Genomic DNA, 24,118 nt, shown 5'->3' with positions numbered 1-24,118 from the left:
AGACCCACCAAGCAAGCGCTTGGCTTGTGAAATCCGAATTTTCAGCCATCCTTGCCGTGCCGACATGTGTCGGACTGGCGAAAGGACTGTTCCAGAGTGGCCGGCAGCTGCAAATCACACTTTAGAGGGATCAAGCAGTACCCCCTGCTGGCTATAGTCCGCTCAAGGATTTTTAAGAACGGGGCACACGCACTAACGGGGCGATGCAACATTGAAGCGATTTCGGTAAGCCTCTGGCGCCCGGTCCTTCAGGCGTTTTTAAAAGTACTCACTGCCATAACAATAATGCACATGGAGTAGCGTCGATGACCTCAGTAAACCAGTTCTGGCGCCGGGCAAAGCTGCCTCTGGCCGTCAGTCTTGCTTCTTCGCTCGCCGGGCCCGCTTTCGGCGTCAGTTTCAACGTCGGTGAAATCGAAGGCCAGTTCGACTCCTCCCTGTCGATCGGTGCCAGTTGGTCCACCCAGAGCCCGAACAAGAACCTCATCGGCGTCAACAACGGCGGCCACGGTCTGTCCCAGACTTCCGACGACGGCCATGCCAACTTCAAGAGCGGCGAGACCTTCTCGAAGATCTTCAAGGGCATCCATGACCTCGAGCTGAAATACGGCGACACCGGCGTGTTCGTCCGTGGCAAGTACTGGTACGACTTCGAACTGAAGGACGAGAGCCGCGAGTTCAAGGACATCAGCGACAGCAACCGCAAGGAAGGCGCCAAGTCCGCCGGCGGTCAGATCCTCGACGCCTTCGTCTACCACAACTACGCGATCGCCGATCAGCCAGGCTCCGTGCGTCTGGGCAAGCAGGTGGTGAGCTGGGGTGAAAGTACCTTCATCGGCGGCGGCATCAACTCGATCAACCCGATCGACGTTTCCGCGTTCCGTCGTCCGGGCGCCGAGATCAAGGAAGGCCTGATCCCGGTCAACATGTTCTATGTATCCCAGAGCCTGACCGACAACCTGTCGGCCGAAGCTTTCTATCAGCTGGAGTGGGACCAGACCGTCGTCGACAACTGCGGCACGTTCTTCTCCCAGCCGGACATCATTGCCGATGGCTGCACCGACAACCTGCGCGTGCTGAACAAGCGCTCGCAGATCCCGGCCATTGCCCTGGGGCCATTGGCGGCCAACGGCGTCAACGTCAATGAAGAAGGTGTGCTGGTGCCGCGCGGCGCCGATCGCGATGCGCGCGACAGCGGCCAGTGGGGCGCGTCCCTCAAGTACATGTTCGAACCGCTGGACACCGAGTTCGGTGCCTACTTCATGAATTACCACAGCCGTGCGCCGATCTTCAGTGCCACTGGCGCGCCGCAATCGGTCTACAACGGCGTGGCCGCATTGCCAGGTCCGTTCCAGGCGCTCGGGCCTCTGCTGGTCGCCGGCAATTCGAAGTACTTCGTCGAATACCCAGAGGACATCCGCCTCTACGGTCTGAGCTTCTCCACCACCCTGCCTACCGGTACGGCGTGGAGCGGTGAGATCAGCTATCGCCCGAATGCGCCGGTACAACTGAACTCCACCGACATCCTGTTCGCCGGTGTGCGTCCATTGGGCGGCCCGTATGCCAACGCTTCGCTGCTCAATGGTGTGCCAGGCCAGGATCTGCATGGCTACGAGCGCAAGGAAATCACTCAACTGCAAACCACCTTCACGCACTTCTTCGATCAGGTCATGGGCGCTAGCCGTCTGACCCTGGTGGGTGAGGTGGGCATGACTTACGTGGGCGGTCTGGAAAGCCGGTCCGACAAGCGCTATGGCCGTGATCCGGTCTTCGGCCCGGGCGAATTGCCAGCCACCGGTACCACCAACACCTGCGTCAACATCCTCAACAACGGCACCATCAATGGCGCCGGACCTGGCTCACCGCAGAACAACCGTAGTCGCAATTGCGACAATGACGGTTTCACCACGTCGATGTCCTGGGGTTATCGCGGTCGTGCGATCTGGGAATACAACGATGTGTTCGCCGGCGTGAACCTCAAGCCGAACGTGGCCTGGTCCCACGACGTCAGCGGCTACTCGCCAGGCCCTGGCGGCAACTTCGAAGAAGGTCGCAAGGCTGTCAGCCTGGGTGTCGATGCCGAGTACCAGAACACCTACACCGCGAGCCTGGCCTACACCAACTTCTTCGACGGCAAGTACAGCACCGTGGATGACCGCGATTTCGTGGCGCTCAGCCTCGGCGTGAACTTCTAAGCACTGCATTTTCAGGACGAACGAATTTATGAAAATAACAAAAAGTCTGTTCCACGCCGGTGTTCTGGGCCTGTCGCTGCTGGCGACCGGCGTCATGGCGGCGGTGCCTGCCGCCGAAGCGGACAAGCTGGGCAAGAGCCTGACCCCGATGGGCGCCGAAATGGCCGGTAACGCGGACGGCTCGATCCCGGCCTGGAAACCGATGCCGAAGAATGCCGGCACCGTCGACAGCAAAGGCTTCCTGTCCGACCCGTACGCCAGTGAAAAGCCGCTCTTCACCATCACCAAGCAGAACGTCGATCAGTACAAGGCCAAGCTTGCGCCGGGTCAGTACGCGATGTTCCAGCGTTACCCTGACACCTTCAAGATGCCGGTCTATCCGTCTCATCGTGGTGCCACCGTGCCGGATGAGGTATTCGCCGCCATCAAGAAGAACGCCACCACCACGACCCTGGTGTCGGGTGGCAACGGCCTGGAAAACTTCGATACCGCCGTACCGTTCCCGATTCCGAAAAGCGGTGTGGAAGTCATCTGGAACCACATCACCCGCTATCGCGGCGGCAGCGTGACCCGTCTGGTGACCCAGGCCACGCCGCAACCGAACGGCTCGTTCAGCCTGGTGTACTTCCAGGACCAGTTCGTATTCCGCGACAAGATGAAGGACTACGATCCGGCGAACCCGGGCAACATCCTGTTCTACTTCAAGCAGAAAGTGACCGCGCCGGCACGTCTGGCCGGTGGCGTGCTGCTGGTGCACGAAACCCTCGACCAGGTGAAGGAACCGCGTTCGGCGTGGGTCTACAACGCCGGTCAGCGTCGTGTGCGCCGTGCACCGCAAGTGTCCTATGACGGCCCGGGTACCGCGGCGGACGGCCTGCGGACTTCCGACAACCTGGACATGTTCAACGGCGCACCGGACCGTTACGACTGGAAACTGATCGGCAAGCAAGAAATGTACATCGCCTCTGACAGCTACAAGCTCGACGATCCGAAGCTCAAGTACGCCGACATCATCAAGGCCGGGCACATCAACCAGGATCTGGCTCGTTATGAACTGCGTCGGGTCTGGCACGTGACCGCGACCCTGAAGGAAGGTCAGCGTCACATCTATGCCAAGCGCGACTTCTTCATCGACGAAGACACCTGGCAAGCGGCGGTGATCGATCACTACGACGGTCGTGGTCAATTGTGGCGCGTGGCGGAAGCTCACGCTCAGGACTACTACAACGTTCAGGTACCGTGGTACACCCTGGAGACCCTTTACGATCTGCAGTCCGGCCGTTACCTGGCGCTGGGCATGAAGAACGAAGAGAAGTCGGCGTATGACTTCGGTTTTACCGCCACCACCAGCGACTTCACTCCAGCCGCTCTGCGTCAGGATGGTGTTCGCTAAGCTCCTGTAAACCGAGGCCGCATCCTCGTGAAAACGCCCCGACAGGTTCGGGGCGTTTTTTTGTCTGTCGCTTTTTCCGTAGCCTTTTTGTAGCCATTTGTAGCAACGACCTTCATAACCGCTCCGTTTAAGGCTAGTCTGCGGGCATCTGCTACGCCGCCAACAGCCATACGAACAAGAGCCGGCCATGACTGATCTGTCCCCACTTCCGGGTCCCGCAAGCGTTGCCGTCGCGGCACTGGACGGACGTTTTTTTCGCCCGCCATTACCCGATGGCTACGTGCTGCGACCCCGTTTGTGCGAACGCCTTGGCGCCGGACTCGGAGGGCGCCTGTTGCTGGTCAGCGCTCCGGCCGGGTTCGGCAAGAGCTCGCTGGCGGTGGAGTTCTGTCAGAGCCTGCCGGCGCACTGGCAAAGCCTTTGGTTGGGGCTGAGCCCGCGGGATAACGATCCGGGGCGGTTTCTCGAACGACTGCTCGAAGGCCTGCAGGACTACTTCCCGGAACTCGGCAGCCGCGCACTGGGGCTGCTGAAAATGCGTCAACGCCATCAACCGTTTGCCTTCGAAGAATGGCTGGACGGCCTGTTGGATGAGTTGACGCTGCATCTGCAACCCACGGCCCCGCTGCTGTTGGTACTGGATGACTACCATCTTGCTCAAGGGCCGGTGCTCGATCGTTGCCTGCAGTTTTTCCTCAATCATTTACCGGACGGCCTGGTGGTCATGGTCACCAGTCGGCAGCGCCCGGACTGGCACCTGGCCCGTCTGCGGCTGTCGCGCCAATTGCTGGAACTGCACGAACAGGATCTGCGCCTGACCCACGACGAAGCCCTGGCACTGCTTGATCGTCACAGCAGTTCCCTGCGCGGTGAAGCGCTGGAAAACCTGATCCAGCGCAGCGAAGGCTGGGTGGCCGGCCTGCGCTTCTGGCTGCTGGCAATTTCCGAAGTCGGCACCGAGTCGGCGTTGCCGCAAGCGCTGAACGGCGGGGAAGGGCTGATCCGCGAATACCTGCTGGAGGAAGTCATCGATTGCCTGCCCGCCGAGGTGCAGGCGTTTCTTTATGACACCGCACCGCAGGAGCGCTTTTGCAGCGAGTTGTGTGACGCGGTGCGCGAGGCCCATGACAGCGCTGAAATCCTGCGTTTCCTGCTGGCGCATCAGGTGTTCCTGGTGCCGCTGGACGAGCACGGGCACTGGTATCGTTATCACCATCTGTTTTCCGACCTGTTGCGCAGCCGGCCTATCGCCCGGGCACTGGTCCCCGCCGCGACGCTGCATCTGCGCGCCTGCCGCTGGTTCAACGCCCAGGGCCTGCTGGATGAAGCCGTCGAGCAGGCCTTGCGCGCGGGGCATCTGGACGTCGCGGCCAATCTGGTACAAAACCTCTCCGAGGAGCAACTGCTGGCCGAGCAGAATGTCGGCATGTTGCTGCGCTGGAAAATGGACTTGCCTGACAGTCTGCTGATCAGCACCCCCCGCTTGATCGTGTTGTACAGCTGGGCGCTGGGACTGGCCTGTCAGCTCGACGCGGCCGAAGAACTGGCCAGCCATTTGAGCCGGTTTCTGCCAGCACCCTCGGCCACCGCACAGAAATCGATGCTGGCCCAATGGCTGGCGCTCAAGGGCATCATCGCCCGTGGGCGAGGCCATCGCGAGCAGACCATTGAGTATTGCAGCGAAGCACTGGAAAGCCTGCCGGCCAAGCGCTATGGCCAGCGCCTAATGTGCCTGTCGACCTTGTCCAACCTGGCAATTGCCGACGGCGATCTGTGGCGCGCACGAGGTCTGAACCGCGAGTCGCTTGAGCTGGCGCAGCGGGTCGGCAATCCCTTGTTCGAGGCGTTGGCGCATTATGATCGTGCCCGCGTCCTGCAGGCGCGCGGCGAAATCCTGCGCGCGCTCGATGAAGTGCGCCAAGGGCTGGAGCGCCTGCGAGGATTGTCTGCACAGCGTTTGTACGCCGTGCGTGCGCGCCTGACGCTGTATGAGGGTTTTCTGCTGGCCATGCGATTGCAGCCCGAAGCGGCGCGCCAGCGATTACAGGCGGGTTTGAGCGAAGCTCGGGCCTGTCGGGATATCAGCGTGTTGATCGGCCATTGCGTCATCGCCCGACTTGACGGCAGCAGCGGCGACTACGCACGGGCCTTCGCCGAGCTGGCCGAAGCCGAACGCCTGATGCACATCTGGGACGTCCCGCCAATTTACTACCTGGCGATGATCACCCTGGTCAAATGCGAATTGTGGCTGGCGCAGGGGCGCATCGATCTGGCCGAAGCGTGGCTGGCACGACTGGGGCAGACCTACACGGGCGAACGTGCAGCGGCTCCGCCGGAATTTCATCCGCAGCTGCCGTTGCATGTCGAGTTGCAGCAGGCGTTGCTGGATGTCATTCAGGGGCAGCCGATGCTCGCTGAAGGGCGGTTGAATGTCCTCCTGGAAAACGGTCAGCAGACCGGGAGGCAATTGTTGAGCGTGATGGCGTTGACGCAAAAGGTTTCACTGCTGCTGGCCGGTGGCCGCGAACCTGAGGCCCGCAAGGCTTTGGCTCAGGCATTGGAAGCGGCGTCCGGCGGTGTCCTGCAGCCTTTCGATCTACTCATCAAAGAGCATGCAGACTGGTTGCGCGGGCAACTGTCACTGACTGCACCGGCAGCCGTCGGTCAGCAATTGCTCGAGCAATTCCCTCAGATCCAGGCTCGTCCCACTGCGGAGTCTGCCGCTACCGAGCAGCTCAGCAGCCGCGAACTGGCGGTGCTGCGTCTGATCGCTCAGGGTTGCTCGAATCAGGAAATCAGCGATCAACTGTTCATCTCTCTGCACACCGTGAAAACCCATGCCAGTCATATCAACAGCAAGCTGGGTGTGGAGCGGCGCACGCAGGCGGTGGCGCGGGCGAAAGAGTTGGGAGTGTTGAACTGAATCTGCTGTTTTGCGCTGTGTCGTCATCCTGCGAGCCAACAACGTAAAATGGCGCAAATCAGCCTTTGCGCATTGTTTCGAATGTCTTTTCAGGATCCCCCATGACCGCTGCAAATCCCGCGCTCATCCGCGAAACCTTCCCCGTCGGCCCCCTTCAGTGCAACTGCACGATCATCGGCGACCCGATCACCAAAAAAGCCATCGTCGTCGACCCGGGCGGCAACCCTGACCTGATCATGGCCCGCGTCGATGCGTTGGGCCTGAAAGTGGTCAGCATCATCCACACCCACGCACACCTCGATCACTTCCTGGCTTCCGGCCAGATGAAGGAGAAGACCGGCGCCACCTTGCATCTGCACAAGGAAGACCAGTTTCTCTGGGACAACCTCGAAATGCAGTGCCAGATGTTCGGCGTGCCCTACACCCCCGTGCCGTCACCGGATCGCTGGTTGAGCGACGATGAAGAGCTGGCCTGTGGCTGTGGCGTGGCACTGCACACACCGGGGCATACGCCAGGTTCCATGAGCTTCTGGTTTTCCGAGGCTAAGCTGTTGATTGCCGGCGACACGCTGTTTCGTCGCGGAGTAGGGCGCACGGATTTGTGGGGCGGCGATCAGGCGACCATCGTGCGATCGATCAAGCAGCGGCTGTACACCCTGGATGAAGACGCGACTGTCGTGGCCGGGCATGGTCCGGATACGCGTCTTGGAGATGAAATGCGCGAGAACCCGTTTGTGCGTGCCTAAACATTTTGTCACGGGTGTGCAGCGGAATTTTTGTGCATTGTCATGATCCAACGCCCGCATGGGCCAGTTGCCAATGGCCGCTGCACCACAGAATGCAAAATGTAGGAGCTCTCCATGTTCACCACGCGTCGTTTGATTATTGTCGCTACTGCCGTGGCCGTTTTGTCCGGCTGCGCCTCGCCCAACCCGTATGACAATCAGGGTCAGGCCGACGGTGGCTCCCAGGGCATGAGCAAAACCGCCAAGTACGGTGGCCTCGGAGCACTGGCCGGCGCGCTGGCCGGTGCCGCCATCGACCACAACAACCGCGGCAAGGGAGCGCTGATTGGCGCAGCTGTCGTCGGTGCCTCGGCCGCCGGTTACGGCTACTACGCCGACCAGCAGGAGAAAAAACTGCGCGCCAGCATGGCCAACACCGGGGTTGAAGTGCAGCGTCAGGGCGATCAGATCAAGCTGATCATGCCGGGCAATATCACCTTCGCCACCGATTCGGCGAACATCGCTCCCAGCTTCTATCAGCCGTTGAACAACCTGGCCAACTCGCTCAAAGAGTTCAACCAGAACCAGATCGAAATCGTCGGCTACACCGACAGCACTGGCAGCCGTCAGCACAACATGGACCTGTCCCAGCGTCGTGCGCAGAGCGTGGCGACCTACCTGACGTCGCAAGGTGTCAGCGGTGCCAACCTGAGTGCTCGTGGTGCGGGTCCGGATAATCCGATCGCCAGCAACGGTGACGTCAATGGCCGCGCGCAGAACCGCCGCGTCGAGGTCAACCTCAAGGCAATCCCGGGCCAGCAGTACGGTGGCCAGCAACAGCCGGGCACCGTTCAGCAATACCCGTAACCGTCAGGTACAAAAAAGCCCCCGGACAAGTGATTGTCCGGGGGCTTTTTGTTGGCGCGAAGGCTGATTACTTCTTCAGACCGTAATGCTCGTCGAGCATGCCCGGCGAGTTCGGGGTCTTCGGCGCGTAGTCACGCGGCGGTTCCTGATCCCGTGGCGGCGTCAGGCGTTCCCGTGGGGCCTGTGCTGCCTCGGAGTGCAAGGAAGCCAGCAGGCGTTGACGAGTCTGCTCGTCCAGGGCCAGGCGGTTGGCGCCCTCGGCGAGGTGGTCCTGCACTTCCTGATAGCTCTGGGTCAGTTTCTTGACCAGATTGGCGGTGCTGTTGAAGTGGGTCACCACTTCGTTCTGATAACTGTCGAAACGTTCCTGAATATCATCCAGTTGACGCTGCGTGCGGCTGGGCGCGGCGTTCGGCGCAACGCGAGCGATCAGGAAACCAATGGCGACACCCACAACCAGGGCAAGAGTCGGTAACAACCAAACTAAGAGCGAGTGTTCCACGAGTCCTTCCTCTATAAACGGCTTTGCTTTACGTTAACGGCTCGAACCTGCGCTGTATACCGCGATTCACTCGCAATAGACTGGCACAGACAATTTGCTAGACGAGTCGACCCGATCCGAGGTCACGGAGTTCCTTCCTTGCTGATGCGTGAAACCCCTGTAGTGATTGATGGCCCGGTGGGTCAACTTGAGTCTTTGTACCTGGACAACGAGCAGCCGCGAGGCATCGCGCTGATCTGCCATCCCAACCCGGTGCAGGGCGGCACCATGCTCAACAAGGTCGTCTCGACCCTGCAGCGCACTGCGCGCGATGCCGGCCTGATCACCTTGCGTTTCAACTATCGCGGCGTCGGTGCCAGCGAAGGCTCTCATGACATGGGCACGGGTGAGGTCGACGACGCCCAGGCTGCCGCCGCATGGCTGCTGGACAAACACCCGGGTCTGCCACTGACCCTGTTCGGTTTCTCCTTCGGTGGATTTGTTGCAGCAAGTCTCGGCGGCCGTCTCGAAGCCCAAGGCATCACGCTCAAGCACTTGTTCATGGTCGCACCGGCGGTGATGCGCCTGGGCGAGCAGGATCAACTGCCGCAGCAGGGCGAACTGACCGTGATCCAGCCGGAAACCGACGAAGTGATCGAGCCGCAGCGGGTCTACGACTGGTCCGACAAACTCCAGCGCCCCCATGAGCTGCTGAAAGTGGCAGAATGCGGACACTTTTTTCATGGCAAGCTGACCGATCTCAAGGATCTGATCCTGCCGCGTCTCTCGAATTGATTGCAGTCTGACAAGCGATTACCCATGACGAACCGTACCCGCATCCTCACCGGCATCACCACCACCGGCACCCCGCACCTGGGCAACTACGCCGGTGCCATTCGCCCGGCGATTCTCGCCAGCCGCGACAGCAATGCCGATTCGTTCTACTTCCTGGCCGACTATCATGCCTTGATCAAATGCGATGACCCGCTGCGCATTCAGCGCTCGCGTCTGGAAATCGCCGCGACCTGGCTGGCCGGTGGCCTGGATGTGGATCGCGTGACCTTCTATCGTCAGTCCGACATCCCGGAAATCCCCGAGCTGACCTGGCTGCTGACGTGTGTCGCGGCCAAGGGCCTGCTCAACCGTGCCCACGCCTACAAGGCTTCGGTGGACAAGAACCTCGAGACCGGCGAAGACCCGGATGCCGGCATCACCATGGGCTTGTACAGCTATCCGGTGCTGATGGCGGCCGACATCCTGATGTTCAACGCACACAAGGTGCCGGTCGGTCGCGACCAGATCCAGCATGTGGAAATGGCTCGTGACATCGGCCAGCGCTTCAACCACCTGTTCGGCCAGGGCAAGGAGTTCTTCACCATGCCCGAAGCGCTGATCGAAGAAAGCGTTGCCACGCTGCCGGGCCTGGACGGTCGCAAGATGTCCAAGAGCTACGACAACACCATTCCGCTGTTCTCCAGCGCCAAGGAAATGAAAGACGCGATCTCGCGGATCGTCACCGACTCCCGCGCGCCGGGCGAAGCGAAAGATCCGGACAACTCGCACCTGTTCACCCTGTTCCAGGCGTTCTCCACGCCGGCGCAGGCCGACGAGTTCCGCAGCGAACTGCTGGGTGGTCTGGGCTGGGGCGAGGCGAAGAACCGTCTGTTCCAGTTGCTCGATAACGAGCTGGGCGAGTCCCGCGAGCGTTATCACCAGTTGATCGAGCGTCCGGCCGATCTGGAAGACATCCTGCAACACGGTGCCAAAAAGGCCCGTGCGGTGGCGACGCCGTTCCTCAACGAGCTGCGCGAAGCGGTCGGCCTGCGCTCCTTCGTCAATCAGGTTCAGGTGACCGCGACCACCAAGAAGAAAGCCGCTAAAGCCGCACGTTTCGTCAGTTTCCGCGAAGACGACGGCAGTTTCCGTTTCCGTCTGTTGGCGGCCGATGGCGAGCAACTGCTGCTGTCGCGCAACTTCGCCGACGGCAAGACCGCCGGTCAGGTGACCAAGCAGCTGCAGTCGGGTCAGGCACTGGATGTGCGCAGCGAAGACCTGAGCTTCAGTGTCTGGCTGGAAGGCGAGTGTGTCGGCGACAGCCCGGCATTTGCCGACGTGGCGGCGCGGGACGCGGCCGTCGAGGCCTTGCGGATCGCTCTGACACCGGTTCAGGAATAATCAACGGGCCGGCCCGACCAAGGGCCGATTGCCATTCCCACGGGCCATCGCTACAGTGACGGCCCGTTTTTGTTGCCTTGCTAACGAATTATGACGCCCCTAGAACGATATCAAGCTGATCTGAAACGCCCGGACTTCTTCCACGATGCGGCGCAGGAAACTGCCGTGCGTCATCTGCAACGCCTGTACGACGACCTGATCGCGGCCGAGCAGAACAAGCCGGGTTTGCTGGGCAAGCTGTTTGGCAAAAAGGATCAGACGCCGGTCAAGGGCCTGTACTTCTGGGGCGGCGTGGGTCGTGGCAAGACTTACCTGGTGGACACCTTCTTCGAAGCGCTGCCATTCAAGGAAAAGACCCGCACTCACTTCCACCGCTTCATGAAGCGCGTGCACGAAGAGATGAAAACCCTCGGCGGCGAGAAAAACCCGCTGACCATCATCGCCAAGCGTTTCGCGACGGAATCGCGGGTCATCTGTTTTGATGAATTCTTCGTCTCCGACATCACCGACGCCATGATCCTCGGCACGCTGATGGAAGAACTGTTCAAGAACGGCGTAACGCTGGTTGCCACTTCGAACATCGTGCCGGACGGTCTGTACAAGGATGGCCTGCAGCGCGCGCGCTTCTTGCCGGCCATCGCGCTGATCAAGCAGAACACCGAGATCGTCAACGTCGACAGCGGCGTCGACTACCGTCTGCGCCACCTGGAACAAGCGGAACTGTTCCACTTTCCGCTCGACGAAGTTGCCCACGAAAGCCTGCGCAAGAGCTTCCGCGCACTGACGCCGGAATGCACCGCCGCCGTGGAAAACGATGTGCTGATCATCGAAAACCGCGAAATCCGTGCCCTGCGTACTTGCGATGACGTGGCCTGGTTCGACTTCCGCGAGCTGTGCGATGGCCCGCGCAGCCAGAACGACTACATCGAGCTGGGCAAGATCTTCCACGCCGTGCTGCTCAGTGGCGTGGAGCAGATGAGCGTCACTACCGACGACATCGCCCGACGCTTCATCAACATGGTCGACGAGTTCTACGACCGTAACGTCAAACTGATCATTTCTGCCGAAGTCGAATTGAAAGATCTGTACACCGGCGGGCGTCTGACGTTCGAGTTCCAGCGTACCCTCAGCCGTCTGCTGGAGATGCAATCGCACGAATTCCTGTCCCGGGCACACAAGCCTTAAGCGGAATCGGCAAACAAAAAGGCCTGCAGATGCAGGCCTTTTTTTGTGTCTGGTCGAATCGTCAGGCAGCTTGCTGGAACTGCTGCCGGTACTGGTTCGGCGACAGTTCGGTGTGCTGGCGGAACAGCCGTGCGAAGAAGCTCGCATCGTCGTAGCCGACTTCGTAGCTGATGGTCTTGATGCTCTTGCGACTGCCGGAGAGCAGGCCCTTGGCAGTCTCGATGCGCAGCCGTTGCAGGTAGTGCAGCGGCTTGTCGCCGGTGGCGGTCTGGAAGCGGCGCATGAAGTTGCGAATGCTCATGCCGTGCTCGCGCGCCACGTCTTCGAAGCGGAACTTGTCGGCGAAATGCTCTTCAAGCCAGTGCTGGATCTGCAGGATGATCACGTCCTGGTGCAGCTTCTGACCGCCGAAGCCGATGCGGCCAGGTGCGTAGCTGCGTTGCACCTCATAGAGAATGTCGCGGGCCACGGCCTGGGCCACATTGGCACCGCAGAAGCGCTCGATCAGGTAAATGTAGAGATCGCAGGCTGAGGTGGTGCCGCCGGCGCAATACAGATTGTCGGCGTCGGTCAGGTGCTTGTCCTGATTGAGATAGACCTTGGGGAATCGCTCGGCGAAGGCATTGAAGAAGCGCCAGTAGGTGGTCGCTTCCTTGCCGTTGAGCAACCCTGCCTCGGCCAGCCAGAACACCCCGGTGGCCTCGCCGCAGAGCACGGCGCCCCGGGCGTGCTGTTCGCGCAGCCACGGCAGGATCTGTGGATAACGTTGGCACAGCGTATCGAAATCGTCCCAGAACGCCGGGAGGATGATGACGTCGGCGTTTTCCAGGCCGCCGTCCACCGGCATGACCACATCACTGAAGCTGTTCACCGGTTTGCCGTCGGGGCTGACCAGGCGGGTTTCGAACACCGGAGTCAGGCCGTGGCCCAGTTGTTTGCCGTAACGCAGGCTGGCCAGATGGAAGAAATCCTTGGCTTGCATGAGGGTGGAAGCGAAAACCCGGTCGATCGCCAGGATGCTGACGCGCCGCAAGGGCGTGGAGACTTGCTTGGACATAATTCAACTTTTGTTTTTATAAGGGAAAGTGGTCACCAGACGGCTGGATCGTCTTATTTTTTGTCGGATGTGTCCAGTGTCCTGTATCGGAAGCGAGGCTTAGTCTCTGAAGGTCTGATCCCTCCAACAATAAAGAAAAGGTGCCGCATGATTCCCAGAACCTTGTTCAGCTCCGAGCACGAATTGTTCCGCGACAGCGTACGAACATTCCTCGAAAAAGAGGCCGTGCCGTTCCATGGACAATGGGAAAAGCAAGGCTACATCGACCGCAATCTGTGGAACAAGGCGGGGGAAGCGGGGATGCTCTGCTCGCATCTGCCAGAGGAATACGGCGGGTTGGGGGCGGACTTTCTCTACAGCGCGGTCGTGATCGAAGAAGTAGGGCGGCTGGGCCTGACCGGCATCGGTTTCTCGCTGCATTCGGACATCGTCGCGCCGTACATCCTGCATTACGGCAGCGAGGCGCTGAAGCAGAAATACCTGCCGAAACTGGTGTCCGGCGAGATGGTCACCGCGATCGCCATGACCGAGCCGGGCGCCGGTTCCGACCTGCAAGGGGTCAAGACCACGGCCGTGCTGGATGGCGACGAATATGTGATCAACGGTTCGAAAACCTTCATTACCAATGGCTTTCTGGCGGATCTGGTGATCGTCGTCGCCAAAACGGATCCCAAGGCCGGCGCCAAGGGCATCAGCCTGTTTCTGGTGGAGGCGAATACGCCGGGCTTCGACAAGGGCAAGCGTCTGGAGAAGGTCGGAATGAAGGCTCAGGACACGTCGGAATTGTTCTTCCAGGACGTGCGCGTGCCGAAGGAAAACCTGTTGGGGCAGGCCGGGGCGGGGTTTGCCTATCTGATGCAGGAATTGCCGCAGGAACGTCTGACCGTGGCCATTGGCGGACTGGCTTCAGCCGAGGCGGCGCTGCAATGGACGCTGGATTACACCCGTGACCGCAAGGCGTTCGGCAAGTCCATTGCCGACTTCCAGAATACCCGCTTCAAACTGGCGGAAATGGCCACCGAGATTCAGATCGGCCGGGTGTTCGTCGATCGCTGCCTGGAGTTGCACCTGCAAGGCAAGCTTGATGTGCCGACAGCGGCGATGGCCAAGTATTGGGGCACCGACCTGCAATGCAAGGTGCTCGACGAGTGCGTGCAACTGCATGGCGGCTACGGTTTCATGTGGGAGTACCCGGTGGCCAGGGCCTGGGCGGATGCAAGGGTGCAGCGGATCTATGCCGGCACCAATGAAATCATGAAAGAGATCATTGCGCGGTCGCTTTGAGTTTTGCAGTGAGCATGATCGTTCCCACGCAAAGTGGGAACGATCATCGTCCTTTATTACGGCGCCGGATTCGGATGATCCTTGTGGATCGCTTCGATCCCTTCCAGCACTTCCTTCGATAGTTTCAGTTCGTAGCTGGCGATGTTGCTGTCCAGTTGCTCCAGCGTCGTCGCACCGATGATGTTACTGGTGACGAACGGTTGCTGATTTACAAACGCCAGGGCCATTTGTGCCGGATCCAGGCCATGTTCCCGGGCGAGGGCCACGTAACGGCTGCACGCCACTTCCGATTGCGGGTTGAAGTAGCGACTGAAACGGCTGTAGAGGCTAAGGCGGCCTTTCGGCGGACGCGCCCCGCCTTCGTACTTGCCCGACAGGAAACCGAACGCCAGCGGCGAATAGGCGAGCAGGCCGCACTGTTCGCGGATGGCGATTTCCGCCAGGCCGATCTCGAAGCTGCGGTTGAGCAGGTTGTACGGGTTCTGGATCGACACCGCGCGCGGCCAGCCACGGGCTTCGGCCAGAGCGAGAAAGCGCATGGTGCCCCACGGCGTTTCATTGGACAGACCGATGTGGCGGATCTTGCCGGCCTTCACTTGCTCATCGAGTGCTTCGAGTGTGTCTTCAAGCGGCGTCAGGTTGGCTTCGGTCTGGTGCTTGTAGCCCAGTTGTCCGAAAAAGTTGGTGCTACGCTCCGGCCAGTGCAATTGGTACAGATCGATGTAGTCGGTCTGCAGGCGCTTGAGGCTGGCGTCCACCGCTTCGGTGATGTGCTGGCGGTTGTGGCGCAGGTTCTTGTCGCGGATGTAGTCGATGGTGTTGCCGGGGCCGGCGATCTTGCTGGCGAGGATCCAGTCGGCGCGGTCGCCGCGGCTCTTGAAGTAATTGCCGATGTAGCGCTCGGTGGTGGCGTAGGTTTCGGCTTTCGGTGGCACCGGGTACATCTCGGCGGTGTCGAGGAAGTTGATCCCGGCCTCTTTTGCCCGTTCGATCTGGGCGAAGGCTTCAGCTTCAGTGTTTTGCTCGCCCCAGGTCATGGTGCCGAGGCAGATTGCACTCACGTTCAGGTCGGTACGGCCTAGCTGGCGATAGTCCATCGGGTGCTCCTTGGGCAAAACAAGCATAAAAGCAGGTTGAAATTTTTTTCGCAATCTGCATAATTGCCGACCTCTTTCTGCAGTGGAAGTGATGCCCCGCCGCCGAAGAATCTTGCCGTTGAACGGACGCGCCGACCCGAGCCCCCGAAAGCGTCTGTATCCGGCTGCCTTTGACTTGTCAAAGTACGCACTATTCAGTAAGATCCGCCGTCTTATTTACAGGCGGCCCCTGAGGCTATAAAGAATGAAAACTTTTACTGCTAAACCGGAAACAGTAAAGCGCGACTGGTTTGTCGTCGACGCTGCTGGTCAGACCCTGGGTCGTCTGGCCACCGAAATCGCGAGCCGTCTGCGTGGCAAGCACAAGCCTGAGTACACTCCTCACGTTGACACCGGCGACTACATCGTCGTAATCAACGCCGAGCAGATCCGTGTTACCGGCGCTAAAACCACTGACAAAATGTACTACTCCCACTCCGGTTTCCCGGGCGGTATCAAGTCGATCAACTTTGAAAAGCTGATCGCCAAGGCCCCTGAGCGCGTGATCGAGACCGCGGTTAAAGGCATGCTGCCTAAAAACCCACTGGGTCGCGACATGTACCGTAAGCTGAAAGTCTATGCGGGCGCTGCACACCCTCATACTGCTCAGCAGCCCCAAGAACTGAAGATTTAACGGAATAGTTCATTATGTCGGCGACTCAAAATTACGGCACTGGCCGTCGCAAGACCGCAACCGCACGCGTTTTCCTGCGTCCGGGTACTGGTAACATCTCCATCAACAACCGCTCGCTGGACACGTTCTTCGGTCGCGAAACTGCCCGCATGGTAGTTCGTCAGCCGCTGGAACTGACTGAGACTGTCGAGAAGTTCGACATCTACGTCACCGTCATCGGTGGTGGTGTAAGTGGTCAGGCTGGCGCAATCCGCCACGGCATCACTCGCGCTCTGATGGACTACGACGAAACCCTGCGTAGCGCTCTGCGCAAAGCTGGCTTCGTTACTCGCGACGCCCGTGAAGTTGAACGTAAGAAAGTTGGTCTGCGTAAAGCGCGTAAGCGTCCGCAGTACTCGAAGCGTTAATTTCGCTTCCACGTTCAAAAAGAACGCCCGATTCCTCACGGAACCGGGCGTTTTTTTATGCGTGCGATTTCTTGAATAATTGCGCTGTGACAACTTGCCACATTCGTAGACCCCCTATACTACAAGGCTTGAGGGCCAGCCCTCCGGGTAATTACCTTGTCAGAATTGGGGGTTTTCATTACCATTCGGCAAAATTTTTATAAGTACATAGTTTCAATTTAGTAGATGCCTGATTTAACAGGCCACAAAGCTGATGGGAGAGGACTGAATGAGCAATGACGGCGTGAATGCAGGCCGGCGTCGCTTCTTGGTAGCAGCCACATCCGTGGTGGGTGCTGCAGGAGCGGTGGGGGCTGCGGTCCCGTTCGTGGGGTCATGGTTTCCCAGTGCCAAGGCGAAGGCTGCCGGAGCACCGGTGAAAGTGAATGTCAGCAAAATCGAGCCAGGGCAGCAGATGATTGCTGAATGGCGCGGCCAGCCGGTGTTCATTGTCCGCCGTACCGAGGAAATCCTGGGGAATCTCAAAAAGATCGAGGGCCAGCTCTCCGATCCGACCTCCAAAAACTCCACGCAACCCACTTATGTCGACCCAGAAGTGCGATCGATCAAGCCGGAAATCCTCCTGCTGATCGGGATCTGTACTCACCTGGGTTGCTCACCGACCTTCCGTCCCGAAGTTGCACCCGCGGATCTGGGCAAAGACTGGGTAGGCGGCTATTTCTGCCCTTGCCACGGTTCCCACTACGATCTGGCTGGCCGCGTCTACAAGTCGCAACCTGCGCCTTTGAACCTGCCAGTACCCCCGCATTCCTATGAGACCGATGAGCTGATTGTCATTGGCGTCGATACGGAGAAAGCGTGATGAGCAAGTTCATGGATTGGGTTGATGCGCGCTTCCCCGCCACCAAAATGTGGGAAGACCATCTCAGCAAATATTACGCTCCAAAAAACTTCAACTTCTTCTACTTCTTCGGCTCGCTGGCGCTGCTCGTTCTGGTCAACCAGATCGTCACCGGTGTCTGGCTGACCATGAGCTACACCCCATCGGCGGAAGAAGCGTTCGCTTCTGTCGAATACATCATGCGCGACGTCGAGTACGGTTCGATCCTGCGTCTGCTGCACTCCACCGGCGCTTCGGCGTTCTTCATCGTGGTCTATCTGCACATGTTCCGTGGTCTGCTCTACGGTTCGTACCAGAAACCCCGTGAGCTGGTGTGGGTCTTCGGCATGCTGATCTATCTGGCGCTGATGGCCGAAGCCTTCATGGGTTACCTGCTGCCGTGGGGCCAGATGTCCTACTGGGGTGCCCAAGTGATCATCTCGCTGTTCGGCGCGATCCCGGTCATCGGCAACGACCTGACCCAGTGGATCCGTGGTGACTACCTGATTTCCGGGATCACCTTGAACCGCTTCTTCGCCCTGCACGTGGTTGCCCTGCCGATCGTGATTCTCGGTCTGGTGGTGCTGCACATCCTGGCGTTGCACGAAGTCGGTTCGAACAACCCGGACGGCGTGGACATCAAGAAACACAAGGACGAAAACGGTGTCCCGCTGGACGGCATCGCCTTCCACCCGTACTACACCGTGAAAGATATCGTCGGCGTTGTGGTGTTCCTGTTTATCTTCTGCTTTATTGTGTTCTTCTTCCCGGAAATGGGCGGCTACTTCCTCGAAAAACCTAACTTCGAGCAAGCCAACCCGTTCAAGACGCCTGAACACATTGCACCGGTCTGGTACTTCACACCGTTCTACGCAATCTTGCGTGCAGTCCCTGACAAGCTCATGGGCGTTATCGCCATGGGCGCAGCGATTGCGGTGCTGTTCGTTCTGCCGTGGCTCGACCGCAGTCCGGTCAAGTCGATGCGCTACAAAGGCTGGATGAGCAAAATCTGGCTGGTGGTGTTCTGCATTTCGTTCGTGATCCTCGGCATTCTGGGTGTTCTGGCCCCGACGCCAGGCCGTACGCTGTTGTCGCAGGTCTGCACCTTCCTGTACTTCGCCTACTTCATTCTGATGCCGTTCTACACCAGGCTCGAGAAGACCAAACCGGTTCCGGAAAGGGTGACTGGCTGATGAAAAAGTTATTTTTTGCTCTGATTTTTGCTGTTCTGCCAGTGCTGTCCTTTGCCGCCGAACACGGTGGTCCGGAACTGGAAAAGGTCGACATCGACGTTTCCGACAAGGCTGCCCTGCAGGATGGTGCGCGTACTTTCGCCAACTATTGCATGGGTTGCCACAGTGCCAAGTTCCAGCGTTACGAGCGTGTGGCCGATGACCTCGGAATCCCGCATGAACTGATGCTGGAAAAACTGGTGTTCACCGGCGCCAAGATCGGCGATCACATGAACATCGGCATGCAGCCGGCCGACGCCAAGACCTGGTTCGGCGCAGCGCCGCCTGACCTGACCCTGGTGGCTCGTGTTCGCGGCACCGACTGGCTCTACGGTTACCTCAGGTCGTTCTACGAAGATCCTGCGCGTCCATGGGGCGTGAACAACAAGGTCTTCCCGAACGTCGGCATGCCTAACGTGCTGGTCGGCCTGCAAGGTCGTCAGGTTGTGGGTTGCAAACAGGTACAGATCGTCGAAGACGGCAAGAAACAATATGATCCGCTGACCGGTACGCCTCTGACTCATGAAGCGTGCGATCAACTGACCATCGTGCCGAAAACCGGAACCCTCAACGAAGAGCAGTTCGATGAGAAGGTCAAGAATCTGGTAACCTTCCTGGCTTACTCGGCTAACCCGGTTAAGCTGCAACATCAGCGCATCGGTACTTACGTCTTGCTGTACCTGGCGTTCTTCTTTGTGTTCGCCTACCTGCTCAAGCGTGAATACTGGAAAGACGTGCACTGATAACGCTTCAAGCAATTGCTGTTAATCGCGCGCGCCCAAGGGCGCCTCTGAAAACGCAACGCCTGGTTCGCCGGCCGTTGCGGGAGGCGCCCTCTGGGCGCGCGCGTTTTTCCGGCTCCGACCATTTCAACAAGCGAGGAGGATCGCCATGGGCGTGACCAATCGGTTGGCCTGTTACTCCGACCCCGCCGACCACTATTCCCACCGAGTGCGCATCGTGCTTGCAGAGAAGGGTGTCAGCGCCGAAATCATTTTTGTGGAGGCTGGTCGTCAGCCGCCTAAACTGATTGAAGTGAACCCTTACGGCAGTCTGCCCACGCTGGTCGATCGTGACTTGGCGTTGTGGGAGTCGACCGTGGTGATGGAGTACCTGGATGAGCGTTACCCGCATCCGCCATTGATGCCTGTGTACCCGGTGGCGCGTGCCAACAGCCGTCTGCTGATTCACCGCATTCAGCGCGACTGGTGTGGTCTGGTGGATCTGATTCTGGATTCGCGCACCAAGGAAGCGGCTCGTGCCGTGGCGCGCAAGGAATTGCGCGAAAGCCTGACGGGCGTGTCGCCGCTGTTTGCCGACAAGCCGTTTTTCCTCAGTGAGGAACAAAGTCTGGTGGATTGCTGCCTATTGCCAATACTCTGGCGTTTACCGATTCTGGGTATAGAACTGCCGCGGCAGGCCAAGCCGCTGCTTGATTATATGGAGCGTCAGTTTGCGCGTGAGGCTTTCCAGGCGAGTCTGTCTGGTGTCGAACGCGACATGCGCTAAGGCTTAAGGAGCCGCTATGAACTCCAGTCGACCTTATCTGGTCCGCGCGCTCTACGAGTGGATTGTGGATAACGATTGCACCCCGCACATGCTGGTCAATTCCGAATACCCGGCAGTGCAGGTGCCGCAGGGTTTTGCCAGCGACGGGCAAATTGTCCTGAACATTTCGCCAAGTGCCGTGCGGCACTTGCACATGGACAACGACGTTGTGACCTTTGAAGGTCGCTTCGGCGGCGTCCCGCACAGCCTTTATGTGCCGATTGCTGCAATCCTGGGGATCTACGCCCGGGAAAACGGTCAGGGCATGGTGTTCGATCTGGAGTCGCCGATGGATGACGGAGACGAGATCGAGCAGGATGACGATGTTCCTCCACCGGACAGCGAGCCACCGCGCCCAAGCGGCCGGCCAAGCCTGAAAGTGGTGAAGTAATAAAAAAGGCGATCCAGTTGGATCGCCTTTTTTGTGCCTGCATTTTGCGGTTCAGTCGATGTACTCGAATAGCTTCACAATCTTCTGCACACCGGAAACACCCTGAACCAGGTTGGTCGCCTGGGCGGCTTCCTGTTTGGTCAGCAGGCCCAGCAGATAGACGATACCGTTCTCGGTCACGACCTTGATGCGCGAGCCGGGAATGCTGGCATCGGTGAGCATCTGGGTCTTGATCTTGGTGGTCAGCCACGAATCGTTCTGGCGGGCAATGAAGCCGGAAGGGGGGATTACTTGCAGTTCGTTATGGACCTTTTTCACGCGCTGAACGTTGGCGGCGGCTTGTTCGGCTTTTTCCTTGAGGTCTGCACGCGGGGTCTGGCCGGCCAGCAGCACGACGCCGTTGAAGCTGGTGACGACAATGTGCGAGTCGTTGTCCAGGGCCGGATCGGCCTTGGCCACGTTGACGCCGACTTTGGTTTCGATCAGCGAGTCATCGATCTTGCTGCCGAATGTGCGGGTACCACGGTCGTCTTCGATCGGCGCTTCACGGCTGGCATTCACCACCGACGTGCAGCCGCTGATGCCGAGGCACAGGGTCAAGGCCAGAAGGCCAAGGCGATTAGGGGTCATTCTTCACTCCCGAACAGTTGGCTGTCGATCAGATCGCAAAGGCAATGGATCGCCAGCAAGTGGACTTCCTGAATACGTGCGGTGACGTTGGCCGGTACGCGAATCTCGACGTCTTCGGGCAGCAGCAGCGAAGCCATGCCGCCGCCGTCGCGTCCGGTCAATGCTACGACAATCATTTCGCGATCATGTGCGGCCTGGATCGCCTGAATAATGTTCGCCGAGTTGCCGCTGGTCGAAATGGCCAGCAGCACGTCACCCGGCTGGCCGAGTGCGCGGATTTGCTTGGAGAACACTTCGTTGTAGCTGTAGTCGTTGGCGATCGAGGTGATGGTCGAGCTGTCGGTGGTCAGCGCGATCGCCGGCAGGCTGGGGCGTTCACGTTCGAAACGGTTGAGCAGTTCCGAAGAAAAGTGCTGGGCATCGCCGGCCGAGCCGCCGTTGCCGCACGAGAGCATTTTGCCCTCGTTGAGCAGGGCGTTGACCATCACCTGGCTGGCTTGCTCGATGTGCGGTGCAAGTACGTCCATCGCCTGTTGCTTGGTGTCGATGCTGGCCTGGAAAAGCTGGCGAATTCGGGATTGCATGTCCATCTGTGTGACCTTAATTAGCGCGGCTGTCCGGCACGTGAATGTGCAGCCCGCAAAGCAAAGAGCAAAAGTGTTGAGTGAAAATGTCCGGGTCGGAGCAGGCGCTCAGCTGTCGAACGCATTCTGCAACCAGTTCAGCTGACCCTGGTGGCTGTCGATGGCCACCACGTCGAAGCGGCAGGGGGAATTGGCCCAACGCGACTCGCGCTGAAGAAAAAACTGCGCGGCGAAAATCAGTTTCTGCCGTTTGCGCCCATCGATGCTATCGAGTGCGCCGCCCCATTGAGTGTTCTTTCGGTAACGAACCTCGACGAATACTACTGTATCGCCATCAAGCATGACCAGATCAAGCTCACCGCGTTTGCATGACCAGTTCTGCGCCAGAAGGCGCAGACCCTGGCACTGCAGATGCTCGAGCGCCTGGCGCTCGGCATCCTTGCCGCTTTGCAGGTGTGACCTGTCGGGCATCAGCGTGGAGTGTCCGGCAGGCGCTGGATCTGGCCGCTGACAAACTGCGCCCATGGCAACTGACGTACGACGCGTTGGGACTGGGTCATGCCCAGGCTGCCCGACTGACCTTCGATGCGGCTGTCCGGCAGTGCCTTGAGCTGATCCAGGCGCGGCGCCAAGCGATAGGCATCGACGCCCATCGCATAAAGACGGCCGAGGCTGCCGGCGGCTTGTGGCCATTGCGCGGTGACCTGCTGACGCAGCGGGTCGCTGGTTTCCAGCAGCCATGGGGTTTCGCAGAAGCGCACGCCGTTCATGTCGTTGTACTGGTTGACATCACCGCTGGCGCTGAACACGTGGGAGGTTGCGTAGACCGGCACGTCACCGGCGTACTGGAAGTTCAGGGTCGGCTTGATCTGCTGCGCCTGCTGCGGGGTGGCGGCGAGGAAGATGAATTCGATGTCCTGGCGACGCGAAGGCTGGGCGGCAACGTTGGTGCCGGCAGCGTTCTGCAGGCTCTTGGCGCGGGCTTCGCTCTGACGCAGCTGGAACATGTCGGCGATCTGCTGGGCCAGTTGCACCGGCTGGTCGACACGTTCGGTGGCGACGATGCTGCCGCCGTTGGCCTGCCAGTCCTGGCTGAAGGCACGCAGAACGCGGTCGCCCCATTCGCCTTTCGGCACCATGATGGCGGCGCGATGCAGGCCGTCGGCACGGGCGCGGCGGGAGACTTCGCGGGCTTCGTCCTCAGCGGCCAGGCCGAACTGGAACAATTGCGCCGGGCCTTGATCGCCTTCGCTGTAGTTCAGGGCGAGGGTGGTGATCGGCAGTTGCGGACGGGTGCTCAACTGTTTGACCAGCGGCTTCTCCAGCGGGCCGACGACCAGTTGCACGCCATCGGCCTGGGCCTTGCGGTAGAACTCGTCGAGGTTGGTCAGCTTCGAGCTGTCATAGAACTCGATGGCTGGTGGTTTCTGGCCGGCTTGCTGAGCCTGGTAGTGCGCAGCCATGAAACCGTCACGCAGGGCCTTGCCGACCGAGGCCAGTTGGCCGTCCTGTGGCAGCAGCAGGGCGATCTTGCTCAGGGGCTGGCTGGCCAGCTCCTTGAGTTTGGTCAGGGGTAGAGGCAGATTGATCGCGGCCGGGTGTTTTGGATGCTGGTTGCGCCAGTTGTCGATGGCGGCTTGCTGTTGTTCCAGAGTGCCGGCGGTTTTCACTGCCAGGGCCAGGCTCATCCAGCCACCGAGATCATCGGTGGTGTTCGCTTGCAGTTGATCGGCCGGCAGCGATGCGATCAGGGTCCAGATCGCTTCGTGGTTCTTGCTGGCGGCTTCGCCTTCCAGCATCGGCGCGATGAAGATGCGCTCGCGGGCGGCGGCCAGGGTCTGGCCGTCGGCCTCAAGGGCGCGGGCGTGAACGGTGCCGGCGCGAACTTGCAGCGGTACGGACATTTCGCTCAGGCGTTGCAGGCTTGGATGGCTCAGGGCAGTCAGCGCGGCTTTCGGCTGGTTACGGGTCATGGCCAGTTCAGCTGACAGCGTGCTGGCGAACGCCTGCTGGCCAGGCTGGAGTTGATCCATCGGTACTTGCTGCAGGATTTGCGCGGACTGTCCGGCATTGCCCTGACGGTAGGCCATGTCTGCCGCACTCAGGCGCAGCAGCGCAGCCTTGTCCGGCGATTTGGCCTGGGCAGCCTGTTCGAGCAGTTGCTCGATGGTGGCATCCGGGGTCCGTGGGAGTTCGCCAAGGCTGGAGGAAGGGGAGCTGGCGCAAGCCGCCAGCAAGGCAGCGAGGCAGAGGGCAGTGAACAGCCGCAGGCAAGCGATCATGTAAGTGTTCCTGATACTCGATCAAATTAGCGTCGAATTGTACCCAAGCACTGGCCGGGGCGCGATGTTACTGGCGTGAAACCGTGAATTTAGCTGATACAAAGAGTGC

At 59.7% G+C, this 24,118-nt stretch carries 23 protein-coding genes; 16 read left to right on the top strand and 7 right to left on the bottom strand.

The annotated features are described in order from the left end of the window. Positions 1-305: 305 nt before the first annotated feature. The 5 genes from CAF73_RS02375 to CAF73_RS02355 all read left to right on the top strand — a co-directional run bounded on the left by CAF73_RS02375 (position 306) and on the right by CAF73_RS02355 (position 8,103). Positions 306-2,195, top strand: a complete 1,890-nt coding sequence (locus tag CAF73_RS02375; protein ID WP_085700860.1) for a DUF1302 domain-containing protein — start codon at positions 306-308, stop codon at positions 2,193-2,195. A 28-nt stretch (positions 2,196-2,223) separates the two neighbouring features. Then, positions 2,224-3,588 carry a DUF1329 domain-containing protein gene (locus CAF73_RS02370; RefSeq protein ID WP_085700859.1) on the top strand — a complete coding sequence of 455 codons (1,365 nt, stop codon included), beginning with the start codon at positions 2,224-2,226 and terminating at the stop codon, positions 3,586-3,588. A gap of 187 nt (positions 3,589-3,775) precedes the next feature. Further along, positions 3,776-6,511 (top strand): LuxR C-terminal-related transcriptional regulator, encoded by a 2,736-nt coding sequence (locus tag CAF73_RS02365; RefSeq protein WP_085701792.1) that lies wholly within the window; start codon positions 3,776-3,778, stop codon positions 6,509-6,511. A 101-nt stretch (positions 6,512-6,612) separates the two neighbouring features. Beyond that, positions 6,613-7,257, top strand: a complete 645-nt coding sequence (locus CAF73_RS02360; RefSeq protein ID WP_085701791.1) for an MBL fold metallo-hydrolase — start codon at positions 6,613-6,615, stop codon at positions 7,255-7,257. 114 nt (positions 7,258-7,371) lie between these two features. Continuing rightward, the gene (locus CAF73_RS02355) at positions 7,372-8,103 is read left to right on the top strand and encodes an OmpA family protein (RefSeq protein WP_085700856.1); all 732 of its coding nucleotides are present in this window, start codon (positions 7,372-7,374) and stop codon (positions 8,101-8,103) included. Positions 8,104-8,170: 67 nt separating this feature from the next. Here CAF73_RS02355 and CAF73_RS02350 read toward each other — a convergent pair whose 3' ends face one another. After that, positions 8,171-8,605 carry a YhcB family protein gene (locus CAF73_RS02350; RefSeq protein ID WP_039766275.1) on the bottom strand — a complete coding sequence of 145 codons (435 nt, stop codon included), beginning with the start codon at positions 8,603-8,605 and terminating at the stop codon, positions 8,171-8,173. A 144-nt stretch (positions 8,606-8,749) separates the two neighbouring features. Here CAF73_RS02350 and CAF73_RS02345 point away from each other — a divergent pair, with 144 nt between their 5' ends. From CAF73_RS02345 to zapE, 3 genes are all read left to right on the top strand, one after another. Next, positions 8,750-9,379: an alpha/beta hydrolase gene (locus CAF73_RS02345; protein ID WP_085700926.1), complete on the top strand. Its 630-nt coding sequence runs from the start codon at positions 8,750-8,752 to the stop codon at positions 9,377-9,379. Between the two features lie 24 nt (positions 9,380-9,403). Then, positions 9,404-10,759: a tryptophan--tRNA ligase gene (locus tag CAF73_RS02340; protein WP_085701790.1), complete on the top strand. Its 1,356-nt coding sequence runs from the start codon at positions 9,404-9,406 to the stop codon at positions 10,757-10,759. 90 nt (positions 10,760-10,849) lie between these two features. Beyond that, the gene (gene zapE, locus CAF73_RS02335; protein WP_085700854.1) at positions 10,850-11,944 is read left to right on the top strand and encodes a cell division protein ZapE; all 1,095 of its coding nucleotides are present in this window, start codon (positions 10,850-10,852) and stop codon (positions 11,942-11,944) included. 61 nt (positions 11,945-12,005) lie between these two features. Here the strand turns inward: zapE and CAF73_RS02330 are convergent, their stop codons facing one another. Next, entirely contained in the window at positions 12,006-12,902 is an 897-nt protein-coding gene (locus CAF73_RS02330) for a GlxA family transcriptional regulator (RefSeq protein ID WP_170929796.1), read from the bottom strand. A gap of 246 nt (positions 12,903-13,148) precedes the next feature. On the opposite strand from CAF73_RS02330, the gene CAF73_RS02325 reads away from it, so the two are divergent. Continuing rightward, positions 13,149-14,285, top strand: coding sequence for an acyl-CoA dehydrogenase family protein (locus CAF73_RS02325; RefSeq protein WP_085701789.1), 1,137 nt, complete (start codon positions 13,149-13,151; stop codon positions 14,283-14,285). A 56-nt stretch (positions 14,286-14,341) separates the two neighbouring features. Here CAF73_RS02325 and CAF73_RS02320 read toward each other — a convergent pair whose 3' ends face one another. Further along, entirely contained in the window at positions 14,342-15,382 is a 1,041-nt protein-coding gene (locus CAF73_RS02320; RefSeq protein ID WP_085700851.1) for an NADP(H)-dependent aldo-keto reductase, read from the bottom strand. Between the two features lie 244 nt (positions 15,383-15,626). Here CAF73_RS02320 and rplM point away from each other — a divergent pair, with 244 nt between their 5' ends. From rplM to CAF73_RS02285, 7 genes are all read left to right on the top strand, one after another. Continuing rightward, positions 15,627-16,055 carry a 50S ribosomal protein L13 gene (gene rplM, locus CAF73_RS02315; protein ID WP_003228062.1) on the top strand — a complete coding sequence of 143 codons (429 nt, stop codon included), beginning with the start codon at positions 15,627-15,629 and terminating at the stop codon, positions 16,053-16,055. 14 nt (positions 16,056-16,069) lie between these two features. After that, positions 16,070-16,462 carry a 30S ribosomal protein S9 gene (rpsI, locus tag CAF73_RS02310; RefSeq protein WP_007956794.1) on the top strand — a complete coding sequence of 131 codons (393 nt, stop codon included), beginning with the start codon at positions 16,070-16,072 and terminating at the stop codon, positions 16,460-16,462. A 268-nt stretch (positions 16,463-16,730) separates the two neighbouring features. Then, positions 16,731-17,324, top strand: a complete 594-nt coding sequence (gene petA / locus CAF73_RS02305; protein WP_041479967.1) for a ubiquinol-cytochrome c reductase iron-sulfur subunit — start codon at positions 16,731-16,733, stop codon at positions 17,322-17,324. Continuing rightward, positions 17,324-18,535 (top strand): cytochrome bc complex cytochrome b subunit, encoded by a 1,212-nt coding sequence (locus CAF73_RS02300; protein WP_085684715.1) that lies wholly within the window; start codon positions 17,324-17,326, stop codon positions 18,533-18,535. Before petA ends, CAF73_RS02300 begins: the two co-directional genes overlap by 1 nt. Then, entirely contained in the window at positions 18,535-19,317 is a 783-nt protein-coding gene (locus CAF73_RS02295) for a cytochrome c1 (RefSeq protein ID WP_085701788.1), read from the top strand. Before CAF73_RS02300 ends, CAF73_RS02295 begins: the two co-directional genes overlap by 1 nt. Before the next feature lie 148 nt (positions 19,318-19,465). Next, on the top strand, positions 19,466-20,083 hold the full coding sequence (locus tag CAF73_RS02290; protein ID WP_085700849.1) for a glutathione S-transferase N-terminal domain-containing protein: 618 nt from the start codon (positions 19,466-19,468) through the stop codon (positions 20,081-20,083). 16 nt (positions 20,084-20,099) lie between these two features. Beyond that, positions 20,100-20,513, top strand: a complete 414-nt coding sequence (locus CAF73_RS02285; protein ID WP_085700848.1) for a ClpXP protease specificity-enhancing factor — start codon at positions 20,100-20,102, stop codon at positions 20,511-20,513. Between the two features lie 51 nt (positions 20,514-20,564). On the opposite strand, the gene CAF73_RS02280 is transcribed toward CAF73_RS02285, so the two are convergent. From CAF73_RS02280 to CAF73_RS02265, 4 genes are all read right to left on the bottom strand, one after another. Next, positions 20,565-21,143 (bottom strand): BON domain-containing protein, encoded by a 579-nt coding sequence (locus CAF73_RS02280; protein WP_085700847.1) that lies wholly within the window; start codon positions 21,141-21,143, stop codon positions 20,565-20,567. Then, positions 21,140-21,733 (bottom strand): phosphoheptose isomerase, encoded by a 594-nt coding sequence (locus CAF73_RS02275; protein ID WP_007928463.1) that lies wholly within the window; start codon positions 21,731-21,733, stop codon positions 21,140-21,142. Before CAF73_RS02275 ends, CAF73_RS02280 begins: the two co-directional genes overlap by 4 nt. A gap of 102 nt (positions 21,734-21,835) precedes the next feature. Continuing rightward, positions 21,836-22,198 carry a YraN family protein gene (locus CAF73_RS02270; RefSeq protein ID WP_085701787.1) on the bottom strand — a complete coding sequence of 121 codons (363 nt, stop codon included), beginning with the start codon at positions 22,196-22,198 and terminating at the stop codon, positions 21,836-21,838. Continuing rightward, complete coding sequence (locus CAF73_RS02265; RefSeq protein ID WP_085701786.1) at positions 22,198-24,009, bottom strand: penicillin-binding protein activator; 1,812 nt, start codon at positions 24,007-24,009, stop codon at positions 22,198-22,200. Before CAF73_RS02265 ends, CAF73_RS02270 begins: the two co-directional genes overlap by 1 nt. Between the last annotated feature and the right edge of the window lie 109 nt (positions 24,010-24,118).

This window comes from Pseudomonas sp. B15(2017), assembly GCF_002113215.1.
In the GTDB taxonomy this organism is placed as follows: domain Bacteria; phylum Pseudomonadota; class Gammaproteobacteria; order Pseudomonadales; family Pseudomonadaceae; genus Aquipseudomonas.
Note: the sequence above shows the minus strand (reverse complement) of the source record. Positions and strands in the feature narration are given on the sequence as shown.

Coding starts and splice junctions, on each gene's coding strand:
- CAF73_RS02360 (WP_085701791.1), top strand. CDS start 6,613: ATGACCGCTGCAAATCCCGCGCTCATCCGCGAAACCTTCCCCGTCGGC.
- CAF73_RS02370 (WP_085700859.1), top strand. CDS start 2,224: ATGAAAATAACAAAAAGTCTGTTCCACGCCGGTGTTCTGGGCCTGTCG.
- rplM (WP_003228062.1), top strand. CDS start 15,627: ATGAAAACTTTTACTGCTAAACCGGAAACAGTAAAGCGCGACTGGTTT.
- CAF73_RS02355 (WP_085700856.1), top strand. CDS start 7,372: ATGTTCACCACGCGTCGTTTGATTATTGTCGCTACTGCCGTGGCCGTT.
- CAF73_RS02265 (WP_085701786.1), bottom strand. CDS start 24,009: ATGATCGCTTGCCTGCGGCTGTTCACTGCCCTCTGCCTCGCTGCCTTG.
- zapE (WP_085700854.1), top strand. CDS start 10,850: ATGACGCCCCTAGAACGATATCAAGCTGATCTGAAACGCCCGGACTTC.
- CAF73_RS02365 (WP_085701792.1), top strand. CDS start 3,776: ATGACTGATCTGTCCCCACTTCCGGGTCCCGCAAGCGTTGCCGTCGCG.
- CAF73_RS02275 (WP_007928463.1), bottom strand. CDS start 21,733: ATGGACATGCAATCCCGAATTCGCCAGCTTTTCCAGGCCAGCATCGAC.
- CAF73_RS02285 (WP_085700848.1), top strand. CDS start 20,100: ATGAACTCCAGTCGACCTTATCTGGTCCGCGCGCTCTACGAGTGGATT.
- CAF73_RS02280 (WP_085700847.1), bottom strand. CDS start 21,143: ATGACCCCTAATCGCCTTGGCCTTCTGGCCTTGACCCTGTGCCTCGGC.
- CAF73_RS02295 (WP_085701788.1), top strand. CDS start 18,535: ATGAAAAAGTTATTTTTTGCTCTGATTTTTGCTGTTCTGCCAGTGCTG.
- CAF73_RS02325 (WP_085701789.1), top strand. CDS start 13,149: ATGATTCCCAGAACCTTGTTCAGCTCCGAGCACGAATTGTTCCGCGAC.
- CAF73_RS02320 (WP_085700851.1), bottom strand. CDS start 15,382: ATGGACTATCGCCAGCTAGGCCGTACCGACCTGAACGTGAGTGCAATC.
- CAF73_RS02290 (WP_085700849.1), top strand. CDS start 19,466: ATGGGCGTGACCAATCGGTTGGCCTGTTACTCCGACCCCGCCGACCAC.
- CAF73_RS02270 (WP_085701787.1), bottom strand. CDS start 22,198: ATGCCCGACAGGTCACACCTGCAAAGCGGCAAGGATGCCGAGCGCCAG.
- CAF73_RS02340 (WP_085701790.1), top strand. CDS start 9,404: ATGACGAACCGTACCCGCATCCTCACCGGCATCACCACCACCGGCACC.
- rpsI (WP_007956794.1), top strand. CDS start 16,070: ATGTCGGCGACTCAAAATTACGGCACTGGCCGTCGCAAGACCGCAACC.
- CAF73_RS02375 (WP_085700860.1), top strand. CDS start 306: ATGACCTCAGTAAACCAGTTCTGGCGCCGGGCAAAGCTGCCTCTGGCC.
- CAF73_RS02300 (WP_085684715.1), top strand. CDS start 17,324: ATGAGCAAGTTCATGGATTGGGTTGATGCGCGCTTCCCCGCCACCAAA.
- CAF73_RS02345 (WP_085700926.1), top strand. CDS start 8,750: ATGCGTGAAACCCCTGTAGTGATTGATGGCCCGGTGGGTCAACTTGAG.
- petA (WP_041479967.1), top strand. CDS start 16,731: ATGAGCAATGACGGCGTGAATGCAGGCCGGCGTCGCTTCTTGGTAGCA.